The organism is Halobacillus litoralis (genome assembly GCF_009856445.1).
GTDB lineage: Bacteria > Bacillota > Bacilli > Bacillales > Halobacillaceae > Halobacillus > Halobacillus litoralis.
Genome location: NZ_WMFA01000003.1, coordinates 262,340 through 278,149, shown reverse-complemented (window position 1 = coordinate 278,149; position 15,810 = coordinate 262,340). Strand labels below are relative to the sequence as shown.

Below are 15,810 nucleotides of genomic sequence, written 5' to 3'. Positions count from 1 at the left end.
TCGTTATTTCCACCTTCCATATGTTTTTTGCACCTGTCTAATATAGCAACTTGACACCTGTAATATCAACTGCCTGAATCCTTTTTTACATATTCCATTATTTCCACTTGTATAATCACCCTTTCATGGTATGATAATAACATATATTAAATTAAAATAATTTTAAATAACTAGCCCTTTTAACCAACTGTAATTGACTTTCATTCTCAATTATAAAAAGGAGTTGAAAATTGTATGAATCAATCACGAACCTTCTCTTCCATGAAGTGGTGGAAATTACCATCGATTTCTAGCTTTAAGGAACACGCTGAATTGATCGCAGCCATAATCAGTGGATTCCTTATTTTACTGGCTTGGTATGGCGAACATCATTGGACACCTTCTGTTTTTGTGAGTATATATGTGACCGCCTTTCTCATTGGTGGTTTTGCCCAAGCGAAAGAAGGATTAGAAGAAACGGTAAAAGAAAAATCACTCAATGTAGAATTGCTCATGATTCTAGCCGCTATAGGCTCGGCTTCGATCGGGTACTGGACAGAAGGAGCCATTCTCATTTTCATATTCGCTCTCAGCGGAGCGCTGGAAACATACACCATGAACAAAAGCCATAAAGAAATCTCTTCTTTGATGAGTCTGCAGCCGGAAGAAGCTTTTCTCATTACAAACTCAGGATATGAGTGGGTGCCTGTAAAAACACTTCAAGTCGGTGATCAAATTTTAATCAAACCTGGAGAACGTGTCCCTGCCGATGGAAGTATTGTGAAAGGAAGTTCGACATTAAATGAAAGTGCCATTACTGGTGAATCACTCCCTGTAAATAAAAAAGAGACAGGAGAAGTGTTTGCAGGAACGATGAACATTGATGGAAGTCTTGTTGTCTCTGTGACTAAACCATCCAATGAAACGCTCTTTCAAAAGATCATCGCCATGGTTCAAAACGCACAAAGTGAGAAATCTCCCTCACAATTGTTTATTGAAAGATTTGAAAGTACGTATGTAAAAATCGTATTAGCGGTCGTTGGCCTTATGTTATTTCTCCCTCACTTTCTGTTTGGGTGGACGTGGATGGAAACCATCTACCGGGCCATGATTCTACTTGTCGTAGCATCTCCATGCGCCCTGGTCGCTTCCATTATGCCTGCCACTTTATCAGCTATATCGAAAGGAGCACGTCAGGGGATCTTATTTAAAGGGGGCGTTCATCTCGAACACCTTTCTCATCTAAAAGCGATCGCCTTCGATAAAACAGGTACGCTTACAAAAGGAGAGCCGGAGGTCACTGACTTTCTTCCGCTAGAAAGTGACATGGAACACTCCATCCTTTCTGTCGTCTCTTCCATTGAAAATGAATCCAATCATCCACTCGCTCAGGCGATTGTAAGCTATGCGAAAAAAAATGACTGTACATTTTCTACCGTCGAAAACGTCAAGGATCATAGCGGTATGGGTGTAAGCGGCCTTTATGAAAACGAGGAATGGAAAGTCGGTAAAGCAGATCTGGTCGGAAAAGAAAAAGCAATGGCCTATAAAGAGAACCATGCTGAAGTCCTTGCCTCAGAAGGAAAGACGGTTATTTTCGTGGCAAAGAGTGAAAAAATCGTCGCCCTTTTTGCCTTGAAAGATACCGTACGAAAAGAAGCGAAAAAAGCCATCGCAACTTTAAGAGCACATGATATTTATACCATCATGTTGACAGGTGACAATGACCGGACAGCAAAAGCGATTACCGAAGAAGTGGGGATGGATAACTATATCGCTGAATGTATGCCTGACCAAAAACTTCAGGAAATCAAAACCTTAAAAGATCATTTCTCCCATGTTGCGATGGTCGGGGATGGAATCAATGATGCGCCGGCGCTCGCAGAAGCAGATGTTGGTGTCGCGATGGGAGAAGGTACAGATGTTGCCTTAGAAACTGCTGATGTGGTCTTAATGAAGAATGATCTCCCGAAGATTGGTGAAGCGATACAAGTTTCTAGAAAAATGAACAAAATCATTAAGCAGAACATTATCTTTTCCATTACCGTAATCATGCTTTTGATCGTCAGCAATTTCCTGCAGATTCTCGATCTCCCATTAGGTGTCATTGGACACGAAGGGAGTACGATTCTTGTAATATTGAATGGACTCCGATTATTAAAATAAAGAAAGCGGGACCATCATCGGTCCCGCCTTTTTATACGTTCTATCCCCATGTCTCTCTTGTTCTACGATGGTGACTCATGGCATTGATCTCCCCTCCCAGAATAATGACGACTCCGGAAAGGTATAACCAAATCATCAGCACAATGACTGTACCTAAACTCCCATAGGTCGCAGAGAAATTCCCTAGACTACTCACATAAAAAGAAAACATCAGAGACACTAACTGCCAGCCAAATGTGGCGAACACCGCCCCCGGTACAGTATCACGATATTTCAACCGTTTGTTTGGGGCCATGACATACAAAAAAGACAAAACGATGTAAAAAATGATGGAGGATATCACCCACCTCATCCCATTCCACAACGTCAAAAAGTTTTCAGAAAGTCCGAAAACGGAAAACAGCTGTATGCCGATCGTGTGCCCGAGCACCGGGAGAAGGAAAGCGATCCCAATAACAAAAACCATCGCCACTGTCAGCACAATCGCAATCAAACGCGATACAAAAAATGACCGGTTCTCTTTGACGTTATGAGCACGATTGAATGCGCGCATAATGGCATTGACCCCGTTAGATGCGGCCCAGAGAGTCCCAACTAAACCGATGGATAGTAAACTTCCATTTTCGCTGCTTAGTAAGGACGAAACGTTTTCGGTAATCAAATCGAATGTCTCAGGCGGTGCATAGGTACTGACGAATGCAAGCACTCTTTCCTCGTCAATATGTAAATACCCGAGTAATGTAAGCAGGAATATCATAAAAGGAAACAAAGATAGTAGAAAAAAATACGACAGTTGAGCTGCCATCCCTCCGACATCATCTTCACCGAAGCGAGTAAACAGCTCTTTGCCAAAATTCTTGATGGTCTTCACAATATTCCCTCACCTCTTGTGATCAAGAAGCTTCTTTTGAATCGTCAACAGCTCTCAGCTGCTCTTTCACTTCTTGATTAATTTCCCCTACTTTATTCAGCATACTCTCCGCCTTGTCCAATAATTCCAGAAGATCTTCGACTCCTTTATTCACCTGGGCAGAAAAAGCCTCATAATTCACTCTAACTTTGTGGATCGCTTCTGAAGGCTGCTTGACGAAACTTTGACACTTCGAGCCTGTAGCCCGCGATTTTTCTCCTACATACTGGCGCGTATCTCTATCCATAAGAGCAGCGATTCCTCCTACCAAAGCCCCGACAAGTACACCTTTCCAAAGTTTACTCTGTCCCATAAACATCCTCCTTAAGATTATGATCGTTTTTTATTTTATCTAAAAGTTCAAAACATCCATCATGGACGAGATCATATACATATTCAAAATTACCTGTGAAATACGGATCAGGCACTTCGTTTTCCTTCGAATAAGGAACATAGTCCAACAATTTAGCGACTACTACCCCATTCTTTTCTCTTATTCCTTTTAAGTCCTGAATGTTTTTATCATCCATCGCAATCAAATAATCAAAGTCATCCCAGTCGGATTCCTTCACTTGCCTTGCACTCATCCCCTTATAAGAGATGCTTTTATCATCAAGGATTGCCCGTGTCCCTTCATGTGGTTCAGCTCCAATATGCCAATGACCAATCCCCGCAGAATCAACGGTTATCTCTTCGTCCAATCCTTCTTTTTTTACTAGATCCTTAAAAACGGCTTCTGCCATAGGTGAACGACAAATGTTACCAAGGCAGACAAATAATACACGAATCATAACTGTGTTCCTCCAATGTAGTATTTCTCATCTGTTTATTTTCTATGAAAGCGTCGAAAATCCTGCATATCTAAAGCAGTTCACCCAAATATCTTCCCTTTTTCTGTCGAAATCAACCGCTCTTTTTCATTTTTGTACAGAAATGACCTTGACATTTGTTTCTAATTTTCGGAATATTTAATATATGGACAAACTAATACTATCAATATAGTTAGGGGGAAGATGATGGGTGAAGGTAGTGTACTACACAGTTTTTTAAGTGAGTTAAGTGGAATCGTCTGGGGACCATTCCTCTTAGTATTATTAGTCGGAACAGGGGTTTATTTAACACTCCGTCTAGGTTTTCTTCAGTTTAAAACACTTCCGTACGCTCTAAAGCTTGCTTTCAAACCAAGCAAAGAGAAGAAAAAGAATGAAAAGGGGGATATATCCCATTACCAGGCGCTAACCACAGCCCTTGCAGCAACCATCGGTACAGGTAATATTGCTGGTGTCGCAACGGCCGTTGTCCTTGGGGGACCAGGTGCCGTTTTCTGGATGTGGGTGACCGCTGTTTTTGGTATGGCGACGAAATATGCCGAAGCGGTACTAGCCGTTAAATACAGGATTGAAGGTAAAAACGGGGAAATGTCCGGTGGTCCGATGTATTATTTGTCCCGCGGTTTGAAAACGAAGTGGCTTGGACGCCCCCTCGGTTTCCTATTCGCGATCTTCGGTGCTGTCGCTGCATTCGGAATAGGTAACATGGTCCAGTCCAACTCCGTTTCTGATGTCATGGAAGGTACGTTCAATGTTTCACCATGGGTGACAGGTATTCTGTTGACCTTGTTAGCTGGATTAGTATTGCTTGGAGGAATTAAAAGTATTGGGAAAGTCACGGCTTTCTTTGTCCCAATCATGGCTATCTTTTATGTCATTGGTGCACTAATTATACTTATTCTCAATTACAACATGGTCATCCCAGCCTTGGGAACCATCTTCAACGATGCATTTACAGCGAGCGCTCTTGGTGGCGGTCTACTCGGAACAGTCATTCGTTATGGTGTCGCACGTGGTGTGTTCTCCAATGAAGCAGGTCTCGGATCTGCGCCGATCGCTGCTGCTGCAGCCCGTACAGACTATGCCGGACGCCAAGCACTGGTTTCTATGACTCAAGTATTCATTGATACCATTATCGTATGTACGATGACAGGTTTGACAATTGTCATGGCCGGTCAATATCAAGGTGGGTTGGACGGCGCAGACTTAACTTCTACCTCCTTCCAGATTTTCCTTGGTGATGTAGGAGCTTATATTGTAACCATAGGCCTGGTCTTCTTTGCCTTCTCGACCATTGTCGGTTGGTCCTATTATGGGGAAAAGTGCTTCGGTTACTTGACGAAGCAACGATTCATCGGCGCTTACAAGATTGTTTTCGTAGCATTCGTACTTGTAGGTTCTGTTTCCCAATTGAGCACCGTATGGGTCTTCGCTGATGTGATGAATGGCTTAATGGCCTTTCCGAACTTGATCGGACTATTACTCCTATCCGGAGTCGTAGCCGCCGAGACGAACAAGTTCCTGAAAGTCGCCAAAAAAGAAAAGCAACAAGAACGCGAACAACGCCAAGCTGGTTAACCTTAAAACCAACATACCAAAAAGAGCTTACAGCCCAATTGGAGCTGTAAGCTCTTTTTTTGATACAACCTCAATTTCAGAAACGCTCCCGTTTGTTGAAGACTCAGTTTCGAGATGTTCGTGTCATTCTAGGGGCTCCGGGAAAAGGTTCGCTTTCCATGGGGCGGGCGGTGAGCCTCCTCAGGCTACGCCTTCCGGGGTCTCACCTGTCCCACACGTCCCATAGGAGTCTCACCGTTTCCCTCCGCCCCTTTACCTTATAAGAGTCTCGAAACAACTCGAGATTTGAAACCTTATTGATCAGCCTTTTCGTACTTTGGATGTGGTCTAATTATCCACTTTCCTCAACCATACAAGCTGGTTTTTTAAGTAGTAGTTTCGAGTATCTTCTTTGGGTAAGTGGGCGGAGGGGAATGGCGAGACTCCTGCGGGAAAAAAGTGCAGGGTGAGACCCCACAGGACGCAGTCCGAGGAGGCTCACCGCGCTCCCGCGGAAAGCGAGCTATTCCCCGCAGCCCCCATCCACTCAGCATAAGTCTCGAAACTGAGTCTTCAAGAAACCTGCCATATTCTTTAATAAAGAAATAGTTAAGCTATAGGGGTTATGCAGTCAGGGCCTTCGTTTTTAGCTGAGTTGACGTAGTCGCTGACTTCATAGGCACGGAGGTCGTCCATAGTCAGTTGTTCAACAAAACCCTTGGCATCAGAAGGGGACCATTTCACTGGTTGAATCCACTGATCCTGCTTTTCTTCTGGAAGGATGACAGGCATCCGATTGTGAATCGGAGCCATAAACTCATTCGCATCCTGCGTGAGAATCGTGCAGGTATAAAGAGATTCATCTTCCCCTTCCCATTGATCCCACAAACCCGCAAAGGCGAATAGAGAGCGGTTTTCAGGTTGAATTCTAACGGGCTGCTTTCCTGTTTCAGCCTTTTTCCATTCATAAAAACTATCCGCTACGATCAAGCATCGCTTTTGACTCATCAACCTTTTGTAACTTGGCTTTTCATGAGCGGTTTCACTTCTGGCGTTAATCATTTTATAGCCAATTTTAGGGTCCTTGGACCACGAAGGGACGAGCCCCCATTTCATATAACCCGCGCGCTTTTGTTTACCATCATGAATCACCGCCAGAACCTTTTGACCTGGAGCGATGTTGTACCGGGGTTCATACCCATCCATCGGCCTTTCTATCCCGAACTCTTTCAAAATTTCCGCTTCTTCTGCTAACAGGGTGTATCTTCCGCACATACCATCACCTCCTTGTTGTGAAATCATGACCACGTGAAGCCAAAAATCGAAGAAACATCAAAACCCGAAACGCCGGTCAATCTTTTTTTGATATTGCTTGTAGGCTCCTGATTGATTCATTTTTCTCTTTTCCATCATCATGTCGAAGCGAAGCTTTTTCTCTTTCCATTCTTTTTTATAGTGTGCAGACAATTTAGGATCTTTAACCTTGGCCAGGAGGTCTTCAATTTCAACCATCTCTTTTTTCAAGATCATTTCTTCAGGAAGCATGTTGGCATTTTTCAAAATCCGGTAACTGTTTCTAAGTTCTGGAGGCAGATAGGCGAATTCATCTTTAGGTAGTGGTTTTCCTTTTCCTGGAAGGTTATCGAAATCCCCCTTTTTCATGGATTGCTTAATTTTTTCCTCAATCAAATGTCCATAATCCATCTTTCTGCCTCCTATCCTTTTTCCGCATAGGCTTTCATTGCATCAAATTCTTTCTTTTGGATGGGTTCATGAATCATCTCGATTTTACGTTGTTCCTTCGTTTTTTGAAGGTCTTGATAAACGATTTTGGAAAGGGTCAGCCCAACTCGACTTGCATCTTCGATGGATTGGGAGTAAATGACCTTTTTGAGATTAGAAAAGTACATGGCTGTGAGACACATCGCACATGGTTCTCCACTCGCATACATCGTACAATCACTCAAATCAATGGCCCCTCTTGCTCGCTGGGCTTTCTTAATTGCTACCAATTCAGCATGAGCACTGACATCCGGACGTACATGCAGTTCATTCACACCTTCTGCGATAATTTCTCCGTCACAGACTAGGACTGCTCCAAAAGGGTGGCCTCCATCTTCAACATTGTCCAAAGCCAGTTGCAAGGCCCGTTCTGAAAAAAAATTCACGATCTCATCCTCCTCTCACTTTTGTAGACGCTTGCTCAGCGATTGCTTCAATCCATCGGCCAAGGGGGCAACAGATACAACCCTTCTAATTTTAGCTGTGTTATCTCGATCGTGGTAACGTACCTCGTTGACATCCTCCACTGTCACTCCATCAGGGTGAGACTCAATTAAGATCATGTAATCACCTTGAGCCACTTCTCCTTCCTGTAACACTCTCAGGTAAAATCCGGAGAACCCTTTTTCCATGACACGAGCTGGAAAATCGTCAATTCCATGGGTTCGGGCTATGATATAGCATGGTTTCCTCGGCTCAGATACTTGCAGGACTGCACCTCCGAGCTGAAAAACATCACCGATCCGGATCTGACGTTCATCAATCCCATCCACAGTCAAGTTCTCCCCAAAAGAAGGAAAAGTAAATTCTTGGTTGTAATGACTTTCCCAGTGCCTATAGTGCTGGGCGGGGTACAGACAAACAGCTTTATCACGGCCGCCATGGTTCTTTTTATCTGCTTGTTCGTCCCCGTCAAAGTTCAGATAAGTTAAATGCACAGGACCCTTGACAGGGGTTTTCCGATAAGCACTGTTCAACTCGCCTTTATCTGTTTCATAGGTTTCCGGACGACCCACATTCAAAGATAAGAGTTTATACTTCACTTAAGGTCCCCTCTCTCCATTGCTTGATCCAGGCTGGGAGGTAATCATAACTCCACGCATCCATCGGATAATCAACAAAAACATCTTCACCATTCTCATAGAGCGCCTGTATTAACTCGTTGATACTTCCGAAATAAAATTGATAGAGAAACTCATAGCTGAATGGTTCTTTTGGCATATGCTGATCGGCACAAACCTGTGGATCACTGTAGTTTAAATAGGTACGGCAAGGGATAGGCCTCACTTCATAAGCCATACATAATTGAGTTTCTGGATCCAGCATCGGGCAAGGCAGATTCAACCTTTTGTATTCTAACTTCGTTTCGGGTGCTTCAAAATCCATAGCCATAGCTTTTTGCAATTTGTCCTGTTGTTTTCCATAATAATTTTCCCAATGGGCATAGATCGCTTCTTTTCGCTCTTCTGAAAAGTGTTCGATGGAACGAAACAACATTTTCGCTTCCATTTTTGTGATAACAATTGGGAAGTAGCAGCAAAAAGCACACCCCATAAAACAGTTCGGTTTCATGGAGGTGAATTCCTCCATCCGCTCGATTTCGTGGTCGACTTCAGAGAGAAGGCGTTGAAAACCACTTAATATTACGGTTTCTGTATCCTTTTCACTATCCAATAATTCATCGACAATCCCATCAAAAAAGGAAGGGTCGATTTCATACGATTGGTTTATTTTTTCACACCGCTTTATGATTTCTTCATGTTTCAAAAAACTCATAGAAAAACTCCTCTGTCTATCGTTAGTCCCATTATACATGGGGGATGACTTATGACACCACTTTCTCCCTGACCACGAATTTCCTGTTGTTGAACCCCCAAAAAACTCCTATGATATGAGAAGGTCTATAAATAGATTATTTCACCTTTGGAGGTACGTCTACATGTTATCAAACGCAGAAATCGGTATCGATCTTGGTACTGCTAATATATTGATCTATTCAAAATCAAAAGGAATTTTACTTAACGAACCGTCTGTTGTCGCCTATAACACTGAAACGAAAAGTGTTGTAGCAGTAGGAAAAGAAGCAAAAGAAATGGTTGGAAAGACCCCGAGAAACATCATCCCTGTCCGCCCGTTGAGGGATGGTGTCATCGCTGACTATGATATGACCGCACAAATGTTGAAAGAGCTTTTGAAAAAAGTATCCAAAAAATCCGGGATCTCCATGAGAAAACCGACCGTGGTTATATGCACACCTTCCGGCTCAACATCTGTTGAACGCCGCGCCATTCACAATGCAGTGAAAAGCTATGGCGCTAAAAACGTGCACTTGATTGAAGAACCAATTGCAGCTGCCATCGGCGCCGATCTTCCAGTCGATGAGCCTATAGCAAACGTAGTCGTAGATATTGGTGGCGGGACGAGCGAAGTAGCCATCATCTCCTTCGGTGGTGTCGTATCCTGCAAATCTATTCGCACAGGTGGAGACGTTATGGATGAGGAGATCATCCAGCATGTGCGTAAAGCTTACAATGTGTTAATTGGTGAGCGCACAGCCGAGCAAATCAAAATGGAAATCGGCTACGCACTGATCGATCATCCGGAAGTAACGATGGAAGTAAGAGGTCGTGACATGGTCACAGGTCTTCCAAAAACCATCGAACTAAAATCCACGGAAATTCAAGGAGCATTGAAAGAATCCCTTGACCAGCTGCTTGAAACCATTCGCGCAACCCTTGAGGATTGCCCACCGGAACTAAGCGGCGACATCGTCGACCACGGCGTTATTCTTACCGGAGGCGGATCCTTACTCAACGGCATGCAGGATTGGCTGTCCAATGAAATTTCCGTACCCGTACACATGGCCCCAAGCCCACTTGAATCCGTAGCCATCGGAACCGGCCGCAGCCTGAAAATGATTCAGAAACTGCAAAAAGCAAGTAAGTAAAACTGAAGTGTGGAACCACCCCGGGAGACTCGACAAGCATAAGACAAGCGGCGCAGTGGAGTGGCCTTTCTCCACGGAGTCGATTGACTTATGTCTCGAGAGTCTGGGTGGTGGAACCGGACAATCCGAAATGCAGAACCACCCCGGGAGACTCGACAAGCATAAGACAAGCGGTGCAGTGGAGGGATCTTCCTCCACGGAGGCTCTCCGACTTATGTGTCCAGAACCAGTCAGTAAGAGCTCTCTAAACTAATGCGAAAAATCCATTCAATAGAAAATAAAGAAAACAAAACCTCCGGAAATCCCGGAGGTTTTGTTTTACCTTCCCGCCTGCTCATTTAGAAGAAAAATAAATCGAATTAAAAATTCGTCTAAAAAGAGAGGAAATGATAGCAACCTTGTCGAAATAACGCATAAAAGTAGAGATCAATAGGTACTTTTGGTAGAATGTTTCGAAGCAACCCAAGGAGTGGAAAGGTAGGAATAGAGGTTTATTCCCCTACTCTTGTACTTCACACAACAGAACACACAATAAGGAGCAGATTCTCAATGAAACTATCTACTTTACTCAAGTGGCTGACAGGTGGATGTGAAGCATTTCTGGCAATTCCTATAGCAGGTGGCGCATTCATATTCAGTAATGCCTGGATGCCGCTTTTGTTCATGTTTGTTTTCCACTTGATCACCCTCGTAGTCGCAGCTAGAGACAAGCGTTCCTACGCCGGAAACATTCTCGGTATGATCACAAGCGCCATTGGAGCGATCCCTTTTATCGGATGGGTTATGCACACAGTGACAGCCATCGTTCTTTTAATTGAGGCTGGACGGTCCACTAGCTTGGATAATAAATCCTGATTACCTACATCACAAGGGGGAATAGCGATGTTTACAGTCATATGTCTTTTTCGAGTAAAACTAAAAGATCTGGATGAATTCGTGGAATTGAGTAGAAAATCTGGTGATCTCTTAAAATCTCATGGAGCTCTCGACCATAATATTTATTTTTCCAATAAATTGACCGGCAGCCAGGGGTCCATGGGATTTTTGAATGTTGTTGATGTTGAGGAAGATGAAGAACTCGTACTCGGTCAATCTATATTCCATAGTGAAGATCATTACCATGAGATCATGAGAAAAGCTGGATTCGATGATATTATCCAATATTTAGATGACCATATCAAAAATGTTGTGGAAACGACCAGAATTATTACTTCAAGCTTTTCAACAGAACGCAGCAAGGAGTTAGAAGCATAAATCCCCAGGAGGTGTCGGATTATGAAAATTGTAGTTTTAGGTGCAGGGGCCCTAGGTGCCTATTTTGGTGCACGTTGGCAGGAAGCTGGTCATGAAGTCATTAACCTCGTCCGCGAAGGAAGAGCCGAGCAGATTGAGAAAAACGGATTGAAACTACATAGCGAAATGGGGGACTACCAAGTTCCAGATCCTGTAATTGCAAGGAGTCCACAGGAAATTGAAAACCCTGATCTTGTTTTTCTTGCCGTCAAAGGTTATCACCTTCACGGGACATTGGATTGGCTTAAAGCTTTGGTAAATAAAGGAGCGAAAGTGTATCCCGTTTTAAATGGCATGGAACATATCAGTATTCTTCAAAAAGAATTGGGAGAGGAAGCTGTCATTGGCGGACTTTCCTATATCATCGCAACCCTTGATGAGGCTGGGCATGTTGTTCATACGAGCCCTTTCCATGATCTCGTATTCGGACCGCTCCACACCTCTCAGCAGGCCATCTGTGAAGAGCTTGCGCTCGCGTGTAACCAGGCGAACTTAAATGGAACATTAAGCACGAATATTTTGGAGGACATGTGGAAGAAATACATGTTCATTACCGCATTTTCCGGAATTACCACAGCAGTTAATCAACCTATTGGCGTTGTACAAAGTTACCCTCAAACGATCCGAATTGCCGAAAGAATTCTTGAGGAGATGAAAGACCTTGCAAACGCCCACCGCATTGGTCTGACAGATGCACAAGTGCAGCAGGCGTTTGAACGTTTACGTGGATTGGATCCTGAAATGACGTCATCGATGCATCAGGATCGCCGAAAAGGGCTTCCTCTGGAAGTTGAACATCTACATGGAGGAGCTCTACGCCTTGGCAGTGAGGTAGGTTTGAGTATGCCTTATATTGAAACCATCCATGCCATGATTAAACCTTATGAAGAGTATCAACAATGATAAAAAGGGGGCTCCTTACACAGGAGTCCCCTTCTTCCATCTATTCTTCATCTGCGTACTCATCCACTGCCGGGCGTTTCCCTCTTTTCAACTCCCTGATTGATAATCCGAAATCCATTTGCAAATGGGGATAATCCTTAAAGTTTTCCCAGTCGCCTCCCCACTCAAAACCAAGGCCTTTAGCGGTTTCTACGATTTCAAGCCAATCGGACCGTCCGTTTCCATTTCCATCGTATTCTGTATCCCATATGACACGGCCATCTTCATGTTCCAGCGCAAAATCGATAGCCAGGCCGTAATTATGATAGGACTCCCCACCCCTCGCATAAGTGACGATTTGCCCATCAGAAGAACGCCCTTGTTCATAGAGCCTGTCCTGTCTTTGAACGGAACGGTGACCTTCCGTAATGACCATGTTAATTCCTGCTCCCTGTACCTTTTCGACCAGTTGATTTTTACGCTTTTCTACCGTCGGGTGAAGATTCGTAGGGAGCGGGACATCTTTTTTATAAAAGACACCTTGAGGAAGTTCTTTTTCTATTTGTGGAACTAAAAAGAAAATAACCAGAGCAACCACACCAGCAAAAAAGATAACGTTCATCAAGTTCGTTAAAATGCGCACTTCCGCTTCCCTTCCATTCATTTAATGATTAATATGAGAATACCACACGAAGCTGGATAGAGAAATGAATAACTTCCTTTTCATAGTTTCGTATAGTATATTGACAGAAACATCCAATTTGGAGGGAGCCTTATGAAATCTGTCTACTTATTACTATCAAACACAGGTACCATCACAAACCAGGCGATTAAAGCATTCACCCAAGCCCCCTATAACCACGCCTCTCTATCTTTAGATAAGAATATGAAACGCTTATATAGTTTCGGGAGACGCCGACCGACGAATCCTTTCTGGGGTGGTTTCGTTCAGGAGGATCTTGTTGAAGGAACATTCAGTTGGTATCCTTACGCGACTTGTGCGGTTTATGAACTAAAAATGACAAGAAGAAAATATCAAAAGCTGGAGCGTCTTCTTAAAGCGTTCGCTAAAAACTATAAAACTTACCTTTACAATTACTTAGGTCTTTTAGGGGTACCTACAAACCAGCCCATTCATGTGAAATCCAGTTACTTTTGCTCCCAATTCGTGGCTGAAGTTCTTAAGCGATCAGGCTCCAGCCTTTTCTCTAAAACGAGTGCCCTCGTCACTCCAGAAGATTTCCGCGACCACCAAGACCTTCAGTTGATTTATGAGGGCCCTCTTTATGAATATCCCTATCTTTACTCAAGACCTTATTATCATCCAAAAAAATACAAGTCCTTTCCTTTTCGAAGATACATGAAACAACAGGTAAAGTCCGAGGTTCTTGGAATACACGAAGAAAATGGGGAACTCTACCAGTTCAGGGATGGCTTCATCAAACCTAAGAAAATCTTAATCTCAAGGAAATGGTATAGAATCAGAAAGATCCTGAACTTACCAAAATTTCTATAACTTCCACAATAGCTCCCTTTAGTTGAAGACTCAGTTTCGAGATTTTTGTTGAGTGTATGGGGCTGCGGGGAATGACTCGCTTTCCGCGGGAGCGCGGTGAGCCTCCTCGGACTGCGTCCTGTGGGGTCTCACCAAGCACTTTTTTCCCGCAGGAGTCTCGCCATTCCCCTCCGCCCCTTTGCTATATAACTATCCCGAAACCACTTTCCAATCTTCAGCTTTTCAGTTTGATGGGAGTATAAGCATGAAACTCCCATGCCGGGGTGATTGAACCCTAAAAGCTTGATACAGAGCGTTTTATGCTTACAACAATCGGGATAGAGGAAGACCTTCCAACTTGGCAAAGGGGTTCGTTATCCCCTTTATCGAATGGGGTGGCTGGGAAGCTGCGAGACTCCCGTGGGAGAAAGGAGATCGGCGAGATCCCGCAGGGCGTAGCCCGAGGAAGCTCGGCACTCCCCCACAGGAAAGTGTTCAAATGCGGAATCGCCCTGGTAGACACGACTGGCATAAGCAGAACAGCAACGGAATGTGCTTTTCATTCCTTTGCTGTTCTGCTTATGACGCGAGTGTCTGGGCGATGGAGCTAGACGAGTAGCTTCCCAGCCACCCCTGACTCCAAATATGGCAAACGAAGCCCCCAAACAACTCGAAACTGAGTCTTCAAGAAACCTGCCATATAGTTTAATAAAAATGAGCAAAAATAACCCCCCCGTTCTGTGGGAACTTCAACTTCCGGAACAGGGGGGTATTTTTCGTTATTCGAATGTTCCTTTAACTAAAGGTTCTCCATTTCTAACCATTTCCCTGCCTAAAGCAATGACCCGTGAAATTTTCAGTGTCTCCGGATCCATCATGACAAGATCGGCATCTCTCCCAGTTTCTAGCTTTCCTTTGGCAGGAAGACCTAAAATAGAAGCCGGGTTAAGGGTGATGACCTTCAAGGCATCTTCCATGCTCACCTTCTGCTCAAGAACGGCATCTTGAAATGCTTCATACAACGAAGCAACCTTACCTACTTTCAAACCAATCAAGTTGCCTTTATCATCGAAGTCCGGGAGACTCCCCTGGGCGTCGGAAGTAAAGGTGATTTGCTCGACCGGCACTCCTTGATCGAGCATTCGTTTCAGGGCTTCGCTACTTTTCACTTCTCCGTCCTCTAAAAATTTCGGGATTGTACTCGTAGTGAAATCAACGAAACCTCCCTTTTTCGCATATTGGATGCCCGCTTCAAAAAGTTCTGAATTGCGGTTAATGTGTGTCGGATAAAATTGTGTTATGGGTAAATCAGTCGTCTCTATAACTCTCTCTATAAGTTTTAATTGATCAGGGCTATCTCCGACATGAACATTTACAATCCCTTTTTTCCCGGAAAGCATCCCGCCAATTCGCGCCTCGGAAGCAATCTTCGCCATTTCCTCGACCGTAGGCTGAGACGATCGGTGATCTGAGATTGCGATTTCTCCCGCTCCGATAATCAGATCAATCAAAAGGATATCGTCTTCAATCTTGCCTGTTAATGTTTTTACAGGGACTTGATAGGAACCCGTGTGACAATAGCAGGTGATCCCTTCTTCTCTCAAAGCACGCGCTTTAGCTACGAGGTTTGTCATGGTCCGGGTCGTCCCATCCGTGCCGATGACCCCAACCAGGGTCGTTACTCCGCTCAACGTCGCATCCGTCAGTGTTAACTCAGGCGTGCGGGACCGGAAACTTCCTTCTCCCCCTCCCCCTGTAATATGAACGTGGCCATCAATAAATCCAGGAGTCAGCACCTCCCCTTGTGCATCAATGATGTGCACCTGTTCCCCATTTAAGTCTATATTGTCCTGTATATCTGCAATTCGCCCATCGGCGATCAGGACATCTTGTTCTCCTAAAAACTCAGGAGCATATACGGTTGCCTGTTTAATTAAAGTGATCATTTCTCATACCTCCTGTTTGCCAT

The 15,810-nt window shown here is 44.1% G+C and carries 17 protein-coding genes; 7 read left to right on the top strand and 10 right to left on the bottom strand.

Annotation, left to right across the window (positions count from 1 at the left end; all coding sequences use genetic code 11):
• The first annotated feature begins 234 nt into the window (after positions 1-234).
• Positions 235-2,145, top strand: a complete 1,911-nt coding sequence (locus GLW00_RS11795) for a heavy metal translocating P-type ATPase (protein WP_160914277.1) — start codon at positions 235-237, stop codon at positions 2,143-2,145.
• A gap of 40 nt (positions 2,146-2,185) precedes the next feature.
• Here GLW00_RS11795 and GLW00_RS11790 read toward each other — a convergent pair whose 3' ends face one another.
• From GLW00_RS11790 to GLW00_RS11780, 3 genes are read right to left on the bottom strand one after another with little or no spacing between them, the layout of a single operon-like run.
• Positions 2,186-3,016 carry a YihY/virulence factor BrkB family protein gene (locus GLW00_RS11790; protein WP_160914275.1) on the bottom strand — a complete coding sequence of 277 codons (831 nt, stop codon included), beginning with the start codon at positions 3,014-3,016 and terminating at the stop codon, positions 2,186-2,188.
• Between the two features lie 22 nt (positions 3,017-3,038).
• A complete protein-coding gene (locus tag GLW00_RS11785) occupies positions 3,039-3,368 on the bottom strand; it encodes a YtxH domain-containing protein (RefSeq protein ID WP_160914274.1) in 330 nt (109 codons plus the stop codon).
• Positions 3,355-3,846 carry a low molecular weight protein-tyrosine-phosphatase gene (locus GLW00_RS11780; RefSeq protein ID WP_160914272.1) on the bottom strand — a complete coding sequence of 164 codons (492 nt, stop codon included), beginning with the start codon at positions 3,844-3,846 and terminating at the stop codon, positions 3,355-3,357. The genes GLW00_RS11785 and GLW00_RS11780 overlap by 14 nt, the downstream gene beginning before the upstream one ends.
• A gap of 225 nt (positions 3,847-4,071) precedes the next feature.
• On the opposite strand from GLW00_RS11780, the gene GLW00_RS11775 reads away from it, so the two are divergent.
• Complete coding sequence (locus GLW00_RS11775) at positions 4,072-5,463, top strand: alanine/glycine:cation symporter family protein (RefSeq protein WP_160914270.1); 1,392 nt, start codon at positions 4,072-4,074, stop codon at positions 5,461-5,463.
• 588 nt (positions 5,464-6,051) lie between these two features.
• Here GLW00_RS11775 and GLW00_RS11770 read toward each other — a convergent pair.
• The 5 genes from GLW00_RS11770 to GLW00_RS11750 are packed head-to-tail and all read right to left on the bottom strand — an operon-like array spanning position 6,052 to position 9,000.
• Positions 6,052-6,717 (bottom strand): SOS response-associated peptidase, encoded by a 666-nt coding sequence (locus tag GLW00_RS11770; RefSeq protein WP_160914268.1) that lies wholly within the window; start codon positions 6,715-6,717, stop codon positions 6,052-6,054.
• 57 nt (positions 6,718-6,774) lie between these two features.
• Positions 6,775-7,146, bottom strand: coding sequence for a DnaJ family domain-containing protein (locus GLW00_RS11765; protein WP_160914266.1), 372 nt, complete (start codon positions 7,144-7,146; stop codon positions 6,775-6,777).
• 11 nt (positions 7,147-7,157) lie between these two features.
• A complete protein-coding gene (locus tag GLW00_RS11760; RefSeq protein ID WP_160914264.1) occupies positions 7,158-7,610 on the bottom strand; it encodes a nucleoside deaminase in 453 nt (150 codons plus the stop codon).
• Between the two features lie 15 nt (positions 7,611-7,625).
• Complete coding sequence (locus GLW00_RS11755; protein WP_160914262.1) at positions 7,626-8,267, bottom strand: MOSC domain-containing protein; 642 nt, start codon at positions 8,265-8,267, stop codon at positions 7,626-7,628.
• Positions 8,257-9,000 carry a YkgJ family cysteine cluster protein gene (locus GLW00_RS11750; RefSeq protein ID WP_160914260.1) on the bottom strand — a complete coding sequence of 248 codons (744 nt, stop codon included), beginning with the start codon at positions 8,998-9,000 and terminating at the stop codon, positions 8,257-8,259. Before GLW00_RS11750 ends, GLW00_RS11755 begins: the two co-directional genes overlap by 11 nt.
• A gap of 163 nt (positions 9,001-9,163) precedes the next feature.
• On the opposite strand from GLW00_RS11750, the gene mreBH reads away from it, so the two are divergent.
• The 4 genes from mreBH to GLW00_RS11730 all read left to right on the top strand — a co-directional run bounded on the left by mreBH (position 9,164) and on the right by GLW00_RS11730 (position 12,367).
• Entirely contained in the window at positions 9,164-10,171 is a 1,008-nt protein-coding gene (mreBH, locus tag GLW00_RS11745) for a rod-share determining protein MreBH (protein ID WP_160914258.1), read from the top strand.
• Positions 10,172-10,720: 549 nt separating this feature from the next.
• Complete coding sequence (locus tag GLW00_RS11740; RefSeq protein ID WP_160914256.1) at positions 10,721-11,026, top strand: hypothetical protein; 306 nt, start codon at positions 10,721-10,723, stop codon at positions 11,024-11,026.
• Between the two features lie 27 nt (positions 11,027-11,053).
• The gene (locus GLW00_RS11735) at positions 11,054-11,425 is read left to right on the top strand and encodes a DUF1428 family protein (protein ID WP_160914255.1); all 372 of its coding nucleotides are present in this window, start codon (positions 11,054-11,056) and stop codon (positions 11,423-11,425) included.
• A 21-nt stretch (positions 11,426-11,446) separates the two neighbouring features.
• The gene (locus GLW00_RS11730) at positions 11,447-12,367 is read left to right on the top strand and encodes a ketopantoate reductase family protein (protein WP_160914253.1); all 921 of its coding nucleotides are present in this window, start codon (positions 11,447-11,449) and stop codon (positions 12,365-12,367) included.
• A gap of 40 nt (positions 12,368-12,407) precedes the next feature.
• Here the strand turns inward: GLW00_RS11730 and GLW00_RS11725 are convergent, their stop codons facing one another.
• Positions 12,408-12,989, bottom strand: a complete 582-nt coding sequence (locus GLW00_RS11725; RefSeq protein ID WP_335808469.1) for a M15 family metallopeptidase — start codon at positions 12,987-12,989, stop codon at positions 12,408-12,410.
• Between the two features lie 132 nt (positions 12,990-13,121).
• Between GLW00_RS11725 and GLW00_RS11720 the strand changes: the two genes are divergently transcribed.
• Entirely contained in the window at positions 13,122-13,862 is a 741-nt protein-coding gene (locus GLW00_RS11720) for a hypothetical protein (protein WP_335808468.1), read from the top strand.
• Positions 13,863-14,620: 758 nt separating this feature from the next.
• Here the strand turns inward: GLW00_RS11720 and iadA are convergent.
• On the bottom strand, positions 14,621-15,787 hold the full coding sequence (iadA, locus tag GLW00_RS11715; protein ID WP_160914251.1) for a beta-aspartyl-peptidase: 1,167 nt from the start codon (positions 15,785-15,787) through the stop codon (positions 14,621-14,623).
• Between the last annotated feature and the right edge of the window lie 23 nt (positions 15,788-15,810).

Excerpts from the sequence above, each read along its gene's own strand:
- GLW00_RS11795 (WP_160914277.1), top strand. The coding sequence starts at position 235 with ATGAATCAATCACGAACCTTCTCTTCCATGAAGTGGTGGAAATTACCA.
- GLW00_RS11785 (WP_160914274.1), bottom strand. The coding sequence starts at position 3,368 with ATGGGACAGAGTAAACTTTGGAAAGGTGTACTTGTCGGGGCTTTGGTA.
- GLW00_RS11780 (WP_160914272.1), bottom strand. The coding sequence starts at position 3,846 with ATGATTCGTGTATTATTTGTCTGCCTTGGTAACATTTGTCGTTCACCT.
- GLW00_RS11775 (WP_160914270.1), top strand. The coding sequence starts at position 4,072 with ATGGGTGAAGGTAGTGTACTACACAGTTTTTTAAGTGAGTTAAGTGGA.
- GLW00_RS11770 (WP_160914268.1), bottom strand. The coding sequence starts at position 6,717 with ATGTGCGGAAGATACACCCTGTTAGCAGAAGAAGCGGAAATTTTGAAA.
- GLW00_RS11765 (WP_160914266.1), bottom strand. The coding sequence starts at position 7,146 with ATGGATTATGGACATTTGATTGAGGAAAAAATTAAGCAATCCATGAAA.
- GLW00_RS11750 (WP_160914260.1), bottom strand. The coding sequence starts at position 9,000 with ATGAGTTTTTTGAAACATGAAGAAATCATAAAGCGGTGTGAAAAAATA.
- mreBH (WP_160914258.1), top strand. The coding sequence starts at position 9,164 with ATGTTATCAAACGCAGAAATCGGTATCGATCTTGGTACTGCTAATATA.
- GLW00_RS11740 (WP_160914256.1), top strand. The coding sequence starts at position 10,721 with ATGAAACTATCTACTTTACTCAAGTGGCTGACAGGTGGATGTGAAGCA.
- GLW00_RS11735 (WP_160914255.1), top strand. The coding sequence starts at position 11,054 with ATGTTTACAGTCATATGTCTTTTTCGAGTAAAACTAAAAGATCTGGAT.
- GLW00_RS11730 (WP_160914253.1), top strand. The coding sequence starts at position 11,447 with ATGAAAATTGTAGTTTTAGGTGCAGGGGCCCTAGGTGCCTATTTTGGT.
- GLW00_RS11720 (WP_335808468.1), top strand. The coding sequence starts at position 13,122 with ATGAAATCTGTCTACTTATTACTATCAAACACAGGTACCATCACAAAC.
- iadA (WP_160914251.1), bottom strand. The coding sequence starts at position 15,787 with ATGATCACTTTAATTAAACAGGCAACCGTATATGCTCCTGAGTTTTTA.